The organism is Kitasatospora sp. YST-16, assembly GCF_026802215.1.
Lineage (GTDB): Bacteria > Actinomycetota > Actinomycetes > Streptomycetales > Streptomycetaceae > Kitasatospora > Kitasatospora cineracea.
The window spans coordinates 834,005-849,445 of record NZ_CP113837.1; the positions used below are offsets into that span (position 1 = coordinate 834,005).

13 protein-coding genes are annotated in these 15,441 nt (G+C 76.3%); 7 read left to right on the forward strand and 6 right to left on the reverse strand.

The annotated features are described in order from the left end of the window. Positions 1-3: 3 nt before the first annotated feature. Entirely contained in the window at positions 4-1,161 is a 1,158-nt protein-coding gene (locus OU787_RS03820; protein ID WP_268658549.1) for an LLM class flavin-dependent oxidoreductase, read from the reverse strand. Positions 1,162-1,840: 679 nt separating this feature from the next. On the opposite strand from OU787_RS03820, the gene OU787_RS03825 reads away from it, so the two are divergent. The 6 genes from OU787_RS03825 to OU787_RS03850 all read left to right on the forward strand — a co-directional run bounded on the left by OU787_RS03825 (position 1,841) and on the right by OU787_RS03850 (position 8,199). Continuing rightward, positions 1,841-2,641 carry a lytic polysaccharide monooxygenase gene (locus OU787_RS03825; RefSeq protein ID WP_268658550.1) on the forward strand — a complete coding sequence of 267 codons (801 nt, stop codon included), beginning with the start codon at positions 1,841-1,843 and terminating at the stop codon, positions 2,639-2,641. An 853-nt stretch (positions 2,642-3,494) separates the two neighbouring features. Beyond that, positions 3,495-4,583, forward strand: a complete 1,089-nt coding sequence (locus tag OU787_RS03830; RefSeq protein ID WP_268658551.1) for a PIG-L family deacetylase — start codon at positions 3,495-3,497, stop codon at positions 4,581-4,583. Continuing rightward, positions 4,558-5,697, forward strand: a complete 1,140-nt coding sequence (locus OU787_RS03835) for an ATP-grasp domain-containing protein (RefSeq protein WP_268658552.1) — start codon at positions 4,558-4,560, stop codon at positions 5,695-5,697. Before OU787_RS03830 ends, OU787_RS03835 begins: the two co-directional genes overlap by 26 nt. Beyond that, entirely contained in the window at positions 5,694-6,434 is a 741-nt protein-coding gene (locus tag OU787_RS03840; protein WP_268658553.1) for a PHP domain-containing protein, read from the forward strand. Before OU787_RS03835 ends, OU787_RS03840 begins: the two co-directional genes overlap by 4 nt. Continuing rightward, a complete protein-coding gene (locus OU787_RS03845; RefSeq protein WP_268658554.1) occupies positions 6,431-7,909 on the forward strand; it encodes a glycosyltransferase in 1,479 nt (492 codons plus the stop codon). Before OU787_RS03840 ends, OU787_RS03845 begins: the two co-directional genes overlap by 4 nt. Continuing rightward, positions 7,906-8,199, forward strand: a complete 294-nt coding sequence (locus OU787_RS03850) for a hypothetical protein (RefSeq protein WP_268658555.1) — start codon at positions 7,906-7,908, stop codon at positions 8,197-8,199. The genes OU787_RS03845 and OU787_RS03850 overlap by 4 nt, the downstream gene beginning before the upstream one ends. 48 nt (positions 8,200-8,247) lie before the next feature. Here the strand turns inward: OU787_RS03850 and OU787_RS03855 are convergent, their stop codons facing one another. The 5 genes from OU787_RS03855 to OU787_RS03875 form a co-directional block, all read right to left on the reverse strand. After that, positions 8,248-9,783 carry a cytochrome P450 gene (locus tag OU787_RS03855; protein WP_268658556.1) on the reverse strand — a complete coding sequence of 512 codons (1,536 nt, stop codon included), beginning with the start codon at positions 9,781-9,783 and terminating at the stop codon, positions 8,248-8,250. A 142-nt stretch (positions 9,784-9,925) separates the two neighbouring features. After that, positions 9,926-10,561 (reverse strand): GTP-binding protein, encoded by a 636-nt coding sequence (locus OU787_RS03860; protein WP_030462805.1) that lies wholly within the window; start codon positions 10,559-10,561, stop codon positions 9,926-9,928. Continuing rightward, on the reverse strand, positions 10,542-10,895 hold the full coding sequence (locus OU787_RS03865) for a DUF742 domain-containing protein (RefSeq protein WP_030462806.1): 354 nt from the start codon (positions 10,893-10,895) through the stop codon (positions 10,542-10,544). Before OU787_RS03865 ends, OU787_RS03860 begins: the two co-directional genes overlap by 20 nt. 274 nt (positions 10,896-11,169) lie before the next feature. Next, entirely contained in the window at positions 11,170-11,577 is a 408-nt protein-coding gene (locus OU787_RS03870) for a roadblock/LC7 domain-containing protein (protein WP_030462807.1), read from the reverse strand. Then, a complete protein-coding gene (locus OU787_RS03875) occupies positions 11,574-13,334 on the reverse strand; it encodes a sensor histidine kinase (protein WP_442788420.1) in 1,761 nt (586 codons plus the stop codon). Before OU787_RS03875 ends, OU787_RS03870 begins: the two co-directional genes overlap by 4 nt. A 484-nt stretch (positions 13,335-13,818) precedes the next feature. Here OU787_RS03875 and OU787_RS03880 point away from each other — a divergent pair, with 484 nt between their 5' ends. Beyond that, positions 13,819-15,408 carry a CehA/McbA family metallohydrolase gene (locus OU787_RS03880; RefSeq protein WP_268658558.1) on the forward strand — a complete coding sequence of 530 codons (1,590 nt, stop codon included), beginning with the start codon at positions 13,819-13,821 and terminating at the stop codon, positions 15,406-15,408. The last annotated feature ends 33 nt before the right edge of the window (positions 15,409-15,441 follow it).

The following is a 15,441-nucleotide window of genomic DNA, read 5'->3' on the forward strand; positions in this document are numbered from 1 at the left end:
CGCTCACCGGACGACCTGCGCGTCCCCGACGGCCTGCGCGTCCCGGGCGTCCTGCCGGGCGACGAGCGCGCGGACCCGGGGGACGACCTCCTCGCCGACCCGGTACGCCTCCTCCAGGTGCGGGTAGCCGGAGAGGATGAACTCCTCGACGCCCAGGGCCCGGTACTCGGCGAGCCGGGCGGCGACCTCGTCGTGCGAGCCGACCAGCGCGGTGCCGGCGCCCTCCCGGACCAGGCCGATCCCGGCCCACAGGTTGGGGGCGACCAGCAGGTCGCGGGCGGTGGCGGTGCCGCCGCCGTGCAGGGCGGTCATCCGGGCCTGGCCGGTGGAGTCCATCGCGGCGAACCGGGCCTGGCTGGCGCGGACGGCCGCCGGGTCGAGGCCGGACAGGATCCGGTCGGCTTCGGCCCACGCCTGCTCGGCGGTGTCCCGGCTGATCACGTGCAGCCGCAGCCCGTAGCGCAGCGTGCGGCCCTGTTCGGCGGCGATCGCGCGCAGCCGGGTGATCCGCTCGCCGATCGCGGACGGCGGTTCGCCCCACAGGAGTTGGACGTCGGCGCGGCGGGCGGCGACCTGTTCGGCGGCGGGCGAGGCGCCGCCGAAGTACAGCGGGACGGGGTGCTCGACGGCGGGGTCGACGAGTCGGGCGCCGTCCAGGTGCAGGTGCTCGCCCCGCCGGTCGACGCGCTTGCCGTCCAGCAGGTCGCGCAGCGCGGCCATCACCTCGTCGGTGCGGGCGTAGCGCTCGTCGTGGGCCAGGTGGTCGCCGTAGGCGCGCTGTTCGGCCGGGTCGCCGCCGGTGACCACGTTCAGCCGGAGCCTTCCGCCCGCGAACCGGCGGAAGGAGTCGGCCTGTTGGGCGAGCAGGGTGGGGCTGGCGAAGCCGGCCCGGAAGGCCACCAGGAAGCCGATCCGGCTGGTGTGCTGGGTGAGCGCGGCGGCCAGGATCCACGGGTCGACGCAGCCGAGGCCGACCGGTGCGAGCAGCGCGGTGAACCCGGCCTGTTCGGCGGCCCGGGCGACCTGGGCGAGGTAGCCGACGTCGGCGGGGCGGCGGGTGGCGGCGCCGGTGCGGCCCTGCACGGCGGTGACGCCGCCGGGGTCGCGGCCGTCGCCGCCGGTGGGCAGGAACCAGTGGAACACGGGGGTGCGGGCAGGCACGGGGGTCCTCTTCTCCGGGGGTGGCCGGGGCAGCGGGGAGTGCGGCCGCTCCGCCCGGCGGCCCGTACCGGTCCGGCGCGCGGACGGGGTACGGGCAGTGCGGGGGCGGGCGCGGCGGCGGGGACGTACCGGCGGTACCGCAGGCGGACGTACGGGCGTGCGGACGCGGGAGTGACGCGGGAGTACGGGGGCCTACGGGCGGGACCGGGGGTCGTGGGCGCTCAGGCGCGGCGACAGGCGGCGGAACACACCCGGAGAAGGTCGATGTGACCCCGGGTGGTGAGGAAGACGCGCTGCGACATGCGCCGGAAGCTACCACGTCCGGGCCGGTCGGGGTCAGGGACGGTCCGCATCGTGGTCACGGCGCCCGCCTGGTGTCCGGTTGGCCGCCGCGAGCACCGTCACGCGCATTTCGGCGCAGGTCCGGTGACGTTCTGTCAGTTCTTCGGTGAACTGCGCTCACCGGAGGCGGACATTTCGCTCAACCACTTGACCGCGTCCTGTACGTCGCTATCGTCTCCCTCAGTATCCGGTCTAGACCTATGGCCGTCTCCCGACCTGTCGCACCGGTCGTACGGAGGAGTACCGCTCGTGTCCGCCCCACCGCGCCACGGCGGGGTCCGCCGTGCCCCGACGGCCTCGGGCAGACCTGAACCCCCACATCAGGAAGGCACCCCACATGCAGACCAAGAGAAAGGTGACCGCCGCCGTCGGCGCGCTGGTCGCCCCCCTCCTCGGGATGACCCTCTCGGCGGGCACCGCCGACGCCCACGGCTGGATCACCAACCCGCCCAGCCGCCAGGACCAGTGCGCCAACAACGTGGTCAGCTGCGGCCAGATCAAGTACGAGCCGCAGAGCGTCGAGGGCCCGAAGGGCCTGACCAGCTGCTCCGGCGGCCACCCCGAGTACGCCGAGCTGGACAACGACAACCTGGGCTGGAAGGTCACCAACGTGTCCTCCACCCAGACCTTCACCTGGCACTTCACCGCCCGCCACTCCACCGCGAACTGGCAGTACTACATCGGCAACCAGCTGATCGCCACGTTCCCGGGCAACAACGCCCAGCCGCCGGCCGACCTCAGCCAGACCGTCAACTTCGGCAGCTTCACCGGCCGCCAGAAGGTCCTCGCGGTGTGGAACGTCTCGGACACCGCGAACGCGTTCTACTCCTGCATCGACGTCAACATCGGCGGCACCGGCGGGACTACCGGCGGCACCACGGGCGGGACCACCGGTGGGACGACGGGCGGGACCACGGGTGGCACCACCGGCGGGACGACCGGTGGCACCACTGGCGGCACCACCGGCGGCGGGTCCGGCACCTGCACCGCCACCGCCTGGAGCGCAAGTGCGACCTACAACGGCGGCGAGACCGTCTCCTACGGCGGCCACAACTGGCGCGCCAAGTGGTGGACCCAGGGCGAGCAGCCCGGCTCCACCGGCCAGTGGGGCGTCTGGGACGACCTCGGCGCCTGCTGACACCCGCCACCGGCCGCCAGGCACCCCGCGACACCGCTGACCGACCCGACGGGCCCCCTGTGGGGGAGGGCCCCCGACCCGGCCACCGGCACCCGCACCAGGCCCCCGACCCGCACCCCGGGCCGGGGGCCCTCGCACGCCCGGACCCACCACACCCCCCGCGCGGCAGGGTGTCCACGAACGCCCGGACCGAGGCGTCCAGCACCGGGGCGAACAGCACCTCCCGGCGGTGCGCCAGCCGGAGTGCGCGGACCGGGAGGGCGGCCGCGCCGACGCTCGCGGCCGGGGTCCGGGGCAGCACCCCGAGTCCGTGGCCCGCGGCAGCCGGGGCGAGCAGGGCGGCCGCGTCGAGGCCCGCGCAGTCGGCGACGGCCGGGAACGCGCCCCCTCCGGTCGCGGTCCGCAGGTCGGCCGGCGGGGCGGCGACGGCGGGTGCGTCGAGCCGGCCCGCGTCCGCGAGTCGACCGAGGTCGACACCGGCCCGCCGGCGCAGCGGGTGTCCGGCCGGGCAGAGCACCGCGCAGAGCACCGGGCAGAGCACCGCGCAGAGCTCCTCCCCGGCCCGACCCGGCCTGCCGGCCCGGCCCGGGGTCGCCGAGGGCCGGCGGCCCGCCGGGCGCGGTGCAGCCGTCGGTGACGGCGGCCCGCACCGCCCGGGAGCGGGGGGGTGCCGTTCCCGGGGACGTGCCGCGGTGGCCGCGGCAACGTCAGTGGCAACGGCGGCGACGACACCGCCGGCGGTCCGTGCGACCGGTCCTTCCCGGGGCGCGCCGGGTGAACCGGGACCAAAGCCACCCGATCCGGGTCTCCGGACCGTGGTCGCGGCACCCCGGGCCGGAGCAGGATCGGTTGTATGTTCCAAGCATCTCCCAGGGGGTCGGGCGACGACCAGCGCCCCACCGCCCCTGACACCGGGGCCCTGCTCGCCGGGGCCCGCCTGCTGGTCGGAGACCGGGACGCCGCCGCCGCGACGGCCACCGCCGAGGCCCTGCGCCGGTACGGCGCCGCCCGGGTGCGCACCGCCGCCTCGCCGCACGAGTTCCGCGCCGCCGAGCACGCCGACCGGGGCTGGGACCTCGCGGTGTGCGACAGCGCCTTCGCGGGCGACGGGCTGATCGAGTTCCTCGAGGAGTGGCACGCGCAGCATCCCGCCGCCCCCGTGATCGTCACCGAGGACCGGCCGGACGCCGCCCGCGCCGTCGCCGCGCTGCGTGGCCGGGCCGCCGACCTGGTGCCCCGGCACGACCCGGACGCACTGGCCGCCTCCGCCGCGCACGCGCTCGCCCACCCGCCGCACGCGACCCGGCCGCCCGCCGCCGAGCGGGTCGGCATGCTGGTGGTCGGCGCCCACCCGGACGACGTGGAGATCGCCGCGGGCGGGACGATCCACCGCCGGGCCGGCGACGGCTGGGACATCACCGTGCTGACCCTCTCCCCCGGCGCCAACGGCGGCGACCCGGCCCGGCGCCGCCGCGAGGCGCACCGGGCGGCCGAGTCGATGGGCGCCCGGCTGGTGATGGAGGACCTGCCGGACGGGTCGATCAGCGACGACAGCGCGACCGTCCGGGTGATCGAGCGGACCGTCGCCGAGGCCGCCCCGGACGTCGTGCTGGTGCACTCCGACAGCGACACCCACCAGGACCACCGGGCGGTGCACCGGGCCACCCGGGTGGCCTGCCGCCAGGTGCCTCGGGTGTTCTGCTACCAGTCGCCGTCCGCGACCGTCGCCTACCGGCCCAACCGCTTCGTCGCGCTGCGCGAGGAGGACGTGGACGCCAAGTTGTCCGCGATCCGCGCGCACGGCTCCCAGGCGTCCAGCCGCTGGTACCTGGAGGAGGACCTGCTGCGCTCCACGGCCCGCTACTGGGGCCGCTTCTCCCGTTCCCGCTACGCCGAGCCGCTGGAGGTGCTCCGCGATGCCGCTCCCTTCCGCACCCACTGACCCCGCCGTCCCCGCTCCCGCCCCCGACCTGGCCGCCGCGCTGGGCCGCCCGCCGCGCGTCCTGGTGACGGGCGCGGGCGGCCCGTCCGGCACCGGTTTCCTGCGCGCCCTGGCGGGCGCGGCCGAGCGGTACGCGGCCGACATCGACCCGAACGGCGCGGGCCTGTACCTGGTGCCGCGCGCCTACCGGATGCTGCTGCCGCCCGGCGCCCACCCGGGCTTCGCGGACGCGGTGCTGCGGCTGTGCCGGCGGCACGCGATCGACGTGCTGGTGCCCACCGTGGACGCCGAACTGCCGGCCCTGGCAGGCATGTTGCCGCAGTTCGAGGCCGCCGGCGTCCGGGTGCTGGTACCGCCCGCCGAGGCGGTCGCCGACTGCCTGGACAAGTGGCGCCTGGCCCGGGCCTGCGCGGGCGCGGTCCGGCTGCCCGGGACCCGCACGCTCGGCCCGGACGGCGGCGCGGACCTCCCCGGCGGCTTCCCGGCGATCGCCAAGCCCCGCACCGGCTCCGGCTCCCGGGGCGTGCGGACGGTCACCGGCCCGGCCGCGCTCGCCGGACTGCCCCGCGACCACTCCTACCTGCTGCAGGAACTGCTGCCGGGCACCGAGTACTCGGTGGACGTGCTGACCGACGCCACCGGCCGGACGGTCGCCGCCGTACCGCGTTCCCGGGACAGGACCGACTCGGGCATCGTGGTGGCCGGCCGGGTGCTGGACGCCCCGGAACTGTCCGACGCGGCCGAACGGGCCGTCCGGGCGCTCGGGCTGCGCGGCGTGCTCAACGTCCAGCTGCGCGAGGACCGGGACGGCCGGCCCGCCCTGCTGGAGGTCAACCCCCGCCCCCCGGGCGGCCTCTCGCTGAGCCTGGCCGCGGGCGTCGACCTGGCCCGCTGGGCGGTGGCCGGACTGCTGGGCGCCGAACTGCCGGAGCGGCTCGCGCACCACGAGGTCGCCGTGGTCCGGCACTGGCAGGACGTGGTGCTGCACCCGGACGAACTGGGCGACCTCGCCGACACCACCGAGGCCGCACCGGCCGGAGCCCCGCCCTTCGAAGCCGCGCCCTTCGAAGCCGCACCGCTCGAAGCCGCGCCGCTCGAAGCCGTGTCGACATGACGACAGGTCAACTCCCCGCCCTCACTGCCGACCTGCACACCCACACCGACTTCTCCGACGGCCGCGACCCGCTGGAGGCGGTCCTGGCCGCCGCCGGGGCCGCCGGGCTGCGCACCGTGGTGGTCGCCGACCACGTCCGGGCCGACTCCGTCCACCTGCCCGCCTACACGGCCGCCGTCCGGGCGGCCCGGGCGGCGGCGCCGCTGCGGGTGGTGTGCGGGGTGGAGGCGAAGATCCTGGACACCGCGGGCCGGATCGACCTGCCCGACGACCTGACCGGCGTCGAGCACGTCGCGCTCGCCGACCACCGCTTCCCGCTGCCGGACGGCCCCGCCCACCCCGAGCAGGTCCGCGAGCGGCTGGCCACCGGCGCGCTCACCCCGGCCCGGGCCCGTCGGCTGCTGCTGACCGCCACCACCCGGGCCGTCAGCCGACTGCCCGCCGGACGCACCGCGCACCTGGCGCACCTGTTCAGCGTGCTGCCCAAGTGCGGCCTGGCCGAGGCCGACCTCGAGGCGACCGAACTCGCCCCGCTGGCCCGCGCCTGCCGGGCCCGCGGCGTCGCCGTCGAACTCAACGAGAAGTGGCGCTGCCCGTCCCCGCGCACCGCCGCCGCCCTGGCCGCCGCCGGGGTCCGGCTGGCCGCGGGCAGCGACGCCCACCGGGCCGCGGACGTCGGCGACTTCGACTGGGTGGGCCGGGCCCTGCCCACGGCCCTCGCGGAGGCCCGGCGATGAGCACCCTCCTGTACGCGCCGGCCGTCGCCGTGGTCTTCCTCGGCGCGCTGCCGCTGCTGGTCGCCGTCCTGCAGTTCCTGCTGATCGGCCTCCAGCGCTTCCGCCGCCTGTACGAGGTGCGCGGCGAGCCGTACCTGCCCCGCACCGCCGTGCTGATCCCGGCCTGGAACGAGGCCGCGGTGCTGCCCGGCTCCGTCGAGGGCCTGCTCGCCCTGGAGTACCCGCCCGACCGGCTGCGGGTCCACGTGGTCGACGACGCCTCCACCGACGAAACCCCGGCCGTGCTGGCCGAGTTGATGCGGCGCCACCCCGGCCAGGTGGTGCACCTGCGCCGCGAGCACGGCGGGCAGGGCAAGGCGCACACCCTCAACCACGGGCTGGCCCGGGTGCTCGCCGACGACTGGGCCGAAGCCGTCCTGATCATGGACGCGGACGTGGTCTTCGACCGGGACGCGCTCTGGCGGATGACCCGGCACCTGGCCGATCCACGGGTCGGCGCCGTCACCGCGTACATCAAGGAGGGCAGCGGCAAGCAGGGCAACTACCTGACCAGGTACATCGGTTACGAGTACATCACCGCGCAGGCCGCCGCCCGCCGGGCGCAGAACGTGCCCGGCGCGGTCGCCTGCCTGGCCGGCGGGGCGCAGCTGCACAGCCGGGCCAACCTGGAGGACCTCGGCGGGCGGATCGACACCGACACCCTCGCCGAGGACACCGTCACCACCTTCGAGACCCAACTCGCGGGCCGCCGCGTGGTGTTCGACGGGTACGCGACCGTGCTGGCCGAGGAGCCCGGCGACCTGGCGGGCCTGTGGAAGCAGCGGCTGCGCTGGGCCCGCGGCAACCTCCAGGTCACCCGCCGCTACCGGCACGTGTGGTTCCGCGGCCGCGCCGCGCAGGGCGAACACCGGCTCGGCTCCTGGCTGTTCGGGCTGATCTGGTTCACCCTGCTGCTCACCCCGGTGCTGCTGACGCTCTGCTCGGGCGCGCTGCTGCTGCTCTTCCTCACCGCCCCGGCCGGGCCGGCCTGGACGCTGTTCCACTGGCTGTGGGTCACCAACCTGGTCTGCTACCTGCTGATCACCCTGATGTCCGCGCTGGTCGACCCCGGCACCTTCCGCCGCTGCTGGCGCGAGGCGCTGATCTACCCCGGCCTGATCGCCACCGCGATCCTGGTGGTCACCGCCCTGCCCGGGGTGTTCCTGCCGCTGCTGGCGAGCGCCGGAACGCTCACCGTCCACCTGATCATGCTGGTGGTGTACGCCTGGCTGGCGCTGTGCATGCCGGTCGCCTGGCTGGCCAAGGAGCTCACCGGCACCCGGCTGCGGTGGCTCGCCCCGCCCCTGCTGCACCTGGCGGGCTACGGCTCGCTGCTCGCCGCCTGCTCGGTCGCCGCCGCGTTCCACGAACTGCGGCACGCCGAACTCGCCTGGGACAAGACCGAGAAGACCGGAAAGGTGGCGGTCGGACGATGACCCCCGAGGCAACGCCCCGGCAAGGACCCGCCGCCGAGGCCGCGGCCGGGACGGAGCCCCGGTCGGCAGCGGAGACCCGGGCGACCGCGGAGACCCGGGCGGCGGCGGAGACCCGGGCGGCGGCGGAGACCCGGGCGGCGGAGCGGGTGCGGCAGCGGGCCGCCGGACTCACCGCCCGGGACCGGCGCGCCGACCGGCGGCTGCTGTGGGGCGAGCTGGCCGCGCTGCTGCTGATCGCCGCCGCCCTGCTCGCCCTGGCGTCCGCGGGTGGCCTGCCCCGGCCGTTCTGACCCGCCGCCCGGCCGCCACCGCACCCGACCCCGCACCGGCCCGCCGCGTCAGCCGCGCAGCCGGGCCAGCAGCGCGCTCCACCAACCGCGCCGCTGCTGGGGCACCACCGGCGGCGCGGGCGGCAGCGGCGGCGTCGTCGGCACGGGCGCGGGCCCGGCTGCGGGCGTCCGCAGCGGGGTCGCGGCGACCGGTCGCGGGCCGGGCACCAGCGGGGTCGACGGCGCGGCCGGGGTCGACGGCGCGGCCGAGGTCGACGGCGCGGCCGAGGAGGGGACCGGTCCGGCCGGCGGCTGCGGCTGGAGAGCGGCCCGCGGGGTGAAGCGGGCCGGCAGCTCGGTCAGGTGGCGGGACATCCAGCCGCCCCGCCAGACCAACCGGTCCTCCTCGACCGAGAGTTGGAGGTCGGGCAGCCGGGTGAGCAGGATGTCGATGCCGGACTCGGCGATCGCCCGGCCGATCTCCTGGCCGGGGCACTCGTGCGGGCCGCTGCCGAACGCCAGGTGCGAGCGGTTGCCGAACAGCGGGGTGTCCAGGTCGGGCCGGACCGCCGGGTCGGCATTGCCCGCCGCGACGCCGAGCAGCAGCATGTCGCCGGCCTTGATCGCCTGCCCGCCGAGCTCGGTGTCGCCGGTCGCCCAGCGGCCGGGCACCAGCATGAACGGCGGGGAGTCCCACAGCACCTGGTCGAGGGCGTCCGGCAGGGTCATCTGCCCGCCCGACAGGTGGGCGCGGAAGCGGCTGTCGGTGAGCACCATCTTCAGCGTCTCGGAGATCAGGTTGATGGTGGTCTCGTTGGCGGCCAGCAGCACCGAGCGCAGGTGCTCCAGCACCTCGTCCTGGCTGAGCCCGGACGGGTGCTCGATCAGCCAGGTGACCAGGTCCTGGCCGGGCTCGCTGCGCTTGCGCTCCACGGTGCGGCGCAGCGACTCGACCACGTACTCGTTGCTGGCGACGGCCGTCCCGGTGCCCTTGACCAGGTCGCGGGCGGCCTCGACCAGCCGCGGTCCGTACTCCTCGGGCATGCCGAGGAGTTGGGTCATCACCAGCATCGGCAGGTGCTCGGCGAACTGGGAGACCAGGTCGACCCGGCCGCTGTCGCCGAACTCGGCGATCAGCTGGTCGGAGAACCGGGTGACGTAGCGCCGCATGCCGCGCCGGTCGAAGCGGTTCAGGCCGTCGGTGACGGCGGTGCGCAGCCGGCGGTGCTCCTCGCCGTCGACGAAGGAGCAGGTCGGCTGCCAGGCGATCACCGGCAGCACCGGGGAGTCGGGGGCGACCCGGCCCTGCTGGAACTCGGTCCAGCGCCGGGAGTCGCGGGAGAACCGGGACGGGGTGCGCATCGCGGTCAGGTTCGCCGAGTAGCCGAGCACCAGCCAGGCCGGCAGGTCGCCGTGCAGCAGGATCGGCGCGACCTCGCCGTGCTCGGCGCGCAGCTTCTCGTAGAAGCCGGCCGGGTCGGCCTCGGCCTCGGGGCCGAACAGCCGCAGCAGTCCGTCGCCCTGCGGCCCCCCGCCGGCGCGGTGGGCGGGACAGCCGGGCGGCGGGACGGGCGCGCCCTGGTGCGCGTGCTCTTGGTACGTCACGGGGTAACTCCGGGGGGAGGATCGAGAAGGGGGGTGCGGCCTGCGGACGGGCGCGGCTTGCGAGCAGGAGGGCCGGCCCGGCGATCGGCCGGGAAGGACCGGCCGGCCGGACGATCGGCCTGGGAGGGCCGACCGGGGAGGGTCAGCCGACCGGCTGGGCGGTGGCCGCGGCGGGCCGGGCGGCGAGGTCGTACAGGTAGCGCATCAGGGCCATCAGCACGTCCCGGCTGGACTCCCGGGAACGGGCGTCGCACTGGACGATCGGCACGTGGTGCGGCAGGTCGAGCGCGGCGCGCAGTTCCTCGACGGGGTAGCCGGGCGACTCGGGGAAGGCGTTGAGCGCCACCACGAACGGCACCCCGCGGTCCTCCAGCCGGCCCAGCACGTCGAAGGAGACCTCCAGCCGCCGGGTGTCGACCAGCACGACCGCGCCCAGCGCGCCTTCGAACAGGCCGTTCCACAGGAACCAGAAGCGCTCCTGGCCGGGCGTGCCGAAGACGTACAGCACCAGTTCGTCGCTGATGGTGATCCGGCCGAAGTCCATCGCCACCGTGGTGGAGCTCTTGCGCTCCACCCCGGCCAGGTCGTCGATGCCGACGCCGGCCTCGGTCATGGTCTCCTCGGTGGTCAGCGGGCGGATCTCGCTGACCGCGCCGACCAGGGTGGTCTTGCCGACCCCGAAGCCGCCGACGATGACGACCTTGACGGCGGTGGCCACGGTGGCCGGGAGCAGCTCGGCCTCGCGCGGCCCGCGCGGCTCAGAGCCGTTGAAGTCCATGGATCACTGCCTCCAGCAGGGAAAGGTCGGGAAGGGCGGCCGGGGGGATCGGGGCGCGGACCTCGATCCGGCGTTCGGCGAGCAGGTCCGCCAGCAGGACGGTGACCAGGCTGTTCGGCAGCCGCAGGTAGGCGGAGATCTCGGCGACCGACAGCGGGGAGGAGCAGATCCGCAGGATCGCGGCGTGCTCGGGCTGCATGGTGGGTTCGGGGCGGGCGCGGGCGACGACCAGCGTGACCAGGTCGAACCCGGCGGTGGCGGACTTGCGGTCGCGCCCCCCGCTGATCACGTAGAGCCGCTCCGGGTTGGCGTCCGCCCAGTCCTGGTTGCTCATCCCCGCACCTCGGTGTGGCCGGCGGCCGGTCGGCGCGCCGGCGGTGTTCCGGTCGTTGCTGCCGCACTGCCGGCCCCGGGGCCGGGCCCCGATCCGGTCCCGAGCCCGGACCCGAGCCCGCGCCCGACGCTCGGCGCGCCCGTACGGCCTGCACGGGCCGCCCCGGCAGCCCGGCAGCGCGCTCGCGCCCCGGCCCGGCGGTCCGCTCGTGCCCCGGCGGCCCGGCGGCGCGGCCGTAACGCGGACCGGCGGCCCGTCGGATCGGCGGTGCGAGTCACGCGATCTGCTCGCTGCCGCGGACCGGCGTGGTCAGGTGCTCGCCGATCCGGGCGACCAGGTCGCGCATCCGCTGGCCGACCAGTCCGGCGTCCACGCCCTCGTCGGCGAGGACCGCCAGGTAGGCCCGGGAGCCGGCCGCCATCAGGTAGAAGAACCCGCCGCCGACCTCGATCACCACCAGCCGCATCCGCCCGTCGCCGTGCGGGAACTCGTGGCCGACCGCGTTGGCCAGGCTCTGCAGTCCGGCGCAGGCGGCGGCCAGCCGGTCCGCGGTGTCGGGGTCGGTGCCGTGCTGGGCCAGCCGCAGGCCGTCGGCCGACAGCACGATGACGTGCCTGATGCACGGAACGGTCTCCGCGAGGTCCTTGAGCATCCAGTCCATGTTGGTCCGTTGCTGAATCACTTGTCGCCTTTCCCTGCTGCTTCGTCACTGGCTCGGCTGTCGCCGCCCGGCCCGGCGGACGGCGCGGTGCCGTTGACGCCGTCGGTGAAGGCGGCCAGCCACAGGCCGGGCTGGACCGGCTCGGGGGCGGGTGCGGGTGCGGATGCGGGTGTCCGCGGCGCCGGGGCGGCCTGCAGCGGCGGCACCGCGGCCGGGGCCTGGGCCTGCTGCGGGGAGCGGGCCGCGCCGAAGCGGGACGGGGCGGCGTGGCGGCGGCGCTGGGGCAGCCCGTTCGCGGTGCGTTCGAGCACCAGCGGGACGTCGTCCTGGTACGGGTCGGCGGCGGCCGCGGGTGCGGGCACGGCGCGCGGGAACGTCCCGGTGGGGGCGGCCGCGACGGAGGACGCGGCCGGGAAGGCCGCGGTGGCCGCGAAGCCCCCGGCGGGGGTGTGGGTCGCGGCGGCGGGGTGCGGGCGGGGCGCGGTGTCCGCGAACTCGGCGCCGGCCACCATCGGGTAGGGCTCGGTGTCGGCCGGCCCCTGGCCCTGGTGCGCGGGGAAGGCCAACGGGGTGGTGGTGGCGATCCGGCCGATGCCGTGGGCGCGGCTGGGCGCGGGCGCGGTGGTGATGTACGTCTGCGGGACGATCAGCACCGCGCGCACGCCGCCGTACGCGGACGGGCGCAGCGAGACCTGGAAGCCGTAGGCGCGGGCGAGCCGGCCGACCACGGCCAGGCCGAGCCGGGGCGCCTCGCCGAGGCCGTTGAGGTCGATGCCGGACTCGGCCTCGGCCAGCATCCGTTCGGCCCGGGCGCGGCCCTCCTCGCCGAGGCTGAGGCCGCCGTCCTCGATCTCGATGGCGATGCCGGTCTGCACCTCGACGGCGGTGAGGTGGACGTTGGTCTGCGGCGGCGAGTAGCGGGTGGCGTTGTCGAGGAGCTCGGCGAGCGCGTGGATCAGCGGTTCGACGGCGGGGCCGACCACGGCGACCTCGGAGACCGGGTGCAGTTCGACCCGGCGGAAGTCGAGGATCCGGGAGATGCCGCCGCGCAGCACGCTGTACAGCGGGACGGGGTTGTTCCACTGGCGGCCGGGCCGGGCGCCGCCGAGCACGGCGATGGAGTCGGCGAGGCGGCCGATCAGCGCGTTGCCGTGGTCGAGCAGCAGCAGGTCGTCGAAGACCGCGGGGTCGTCGCCGTGCCGGTCCTCCATCTTGCGCAGGTCGATGGCCTGGCGGTGGACGATGGCCTGCACCCGGCGGGCGATGTTGACGAAGGCGCGCTGCGCGGACTCGCGCATCGCCTCCTCGTTGTCGACGGCGTCGAGGACGGAGCGCAGCACGGCGTAGCGGAAGTCGTGGAACTCGTCGCCGGCGTTGTTGACGTGCTGCTGCTCGTAGGAGCGGAGCACGTCGGTGATGAACTCGCCGGCCTGCATCCGGGCGACGGCCTGCGGGAGTTCGGTGCGGGCGAGTTCGAGCATGCCGGCCTGCTGGCGGGCCAGCCGGTGCCGCTGCTCGGCGTCCTGCCGGGCGGCCTCCTCGCGGGCCAGTTCCAGTGCGCGGCCCCGGCGCACCGCCTCGTAGCCCGCCGCCGCCACGGCCGCGGCGCCCACCAGGCCGCACCAGATGATCCCCGAGGTGGCCGCGCCGGGGGCCGCCGCGACGGCGAGGCCGACGGCCGCGCCGATCACCGCTGCGGGCAGCAGGCAGACGAGCACGGCCGCGGGCAGCCGCCCTCCTGACGACGGTCCGCCTGGTGACGATCCAGCTCGAAGCATCAGCATCCTCATACGCTCGGAGGGGACGGGGGTGTGGGCGGGGCCGGGCGGTGCGGCGGGGCCCGGGCGCGAAGCAGCATAGCCGCTGCGCCGCGCCCCTGACGGTCCGTCAGAATTCTTTTCCCCCAGGAGAGTTGCCCTGCTGGAGGGCCGTTTCCGGAACCCGCCGGCGCGGTCCGGACCGCGCCGCGCCCGGCTCATAGGCTTGTCGCACCACGCGCCCCCGGAGTAGCGCCGCGCCCCGGATTCACCCGGACGAGCGGTAGTCCCGGCAAACCTTCGGCCACGCCCGGGCGAAACTGCTAGGCGCATATTCCCCCACCCCTCGTTCACGGATCCTCCGCAGCACCGTGGGCCCCGACTCACCCCGGACTCACCCCCGGTTCACCCCGCCGGGTAGGGACGCCCGGTGAGACGCCGACGCCGACGCCGACGCCGACGCCGACGCCGACGCCGACGCCCGCGCCCACCGACCGGAGGCCCGATGCCCACCGACCCGTCCGCCCTGCCCGGCCGCCGCACCCTGCTGCGCACCGGCCTCGCCACCGGCGCCGCGACCGCCACCGCCGGCCTGGCCGCCCCGACCCCCGCCGCAGCCGCCTCCCCCGCCACCGACACCGCCGGCGCCCCCGCCTCCGTCCCCGCCGACCGGACCGTCACCCTGACCGGCCGACTGCCCACCGGCGCGGCCGACTTCGTCCACCTACCGGTGGAAGTCCCGTCCGGCGTGCGGGAGATCGCGGTGTCCTACAGCTACGACCGGCCCGCCGTCCCGGCCGGCACCCCGGGCAACTCCTGCGACATCGGCATCTTCGACGAGCGCGGCACCGAACTCGGCGGCCGGGGCTTCCGCGGCTGGTCCGGCGGCTTCCGCGACTCCTTCGCGCTCTCCGCGAGCGCCGCCACCCCCGGCTACCTGCCCGGCCCGGTCAACCCGGGCACCTGGCACGTGGTGCTCGGCCCGTACCAGGTCGCCCCGCAGGGCCTGGCCTACACCGTGCAGGTCACCTTCCGGTTCGGCCGCCCGGGCCCGGCCTTCACCCCGCACTACCCGGCCGAGCGGGCCCGCGGCCGCGGCCGCGCCTGGTACCGGGGCGACTGCCACCTGCACACCGTGCACTCCGACGGCCGCCGCCTGCCCGAGGAGGTCGCGGCCGGGGCCCGGGCCGCCGGGCTGGACTTCATCGTCTCCACCGACCACAACACCACCTCCGCGCACGGCGTCTGGGGCCCGCTGGCCGGGGACGACCTGCTGGTGATCACCGGCGAGGAGGTCACCACCCGCAACGGCCACTGGCTGGCGCTCGGCCTCGACCCCGGCCGGTTCGTCGACTGGCGCTACCGCTCCCGCGACGGGCAGTTCCCGCGCTTCGCCCGCCAGGTCCGCCGCAGCGGCGGCCTGGTCGTCCCCGCCCACCCCTACTGCCCGTACGTGGCCTGCCAGTGGAAGTTCGGCTACCAGGACGCCGACGCCGTCGAGGTGTGGAACGGCCCCTGGACGTACGACGACGAGTCCGCCGTCGACACCTGGGACGCCCAGCTCGCCACCGCCCTGCGCGAGGGCCGCGACTGGCTCCCCGCGCTGGGCAACAGCGACGCCCACAGCGCCCCGCAGCCGATCGGCAGCCCGCACAACGTCGTCCTCGCCGACGACCTCAGCCGCCCCGCGATCCTGGACGGCCTGCGCGCCGGGCGCAGCTGGATCGCCGAATCCGCCGCCGTCGGGCTGGAGTTCACCGCCACCGGCCACGGCCGCCGGGCCGGCATCGGCGAACGCCTGACCGTCCCCGCCGACGCCCCCGTGGACGTCGAGCTCACCGTCTCCGGCGTCCCCGGCGGCACCGCCCGGCTGCTCACCGACGAGGGCCAGCTCCACCAGGAGACCCTCCCCGCCGCCGGCCCCGCCACCGTCCGCTGGCGCACCACCGCCTCCCTCGCCGCCTACGTCCGCGCCGAGGTCCGCCACCCCAGGGCGGACGGCACCCCCGGCAGGGGCAACGCCATGGGCCCGGACCTCCCCTGGGGCCCGATGGCCGCCCTCACCAACCCGATCACCCTCCACGTGGAGCAGTAGCCCCGGGCCCGGGTGCGGGGAGCGGTCGGGCCG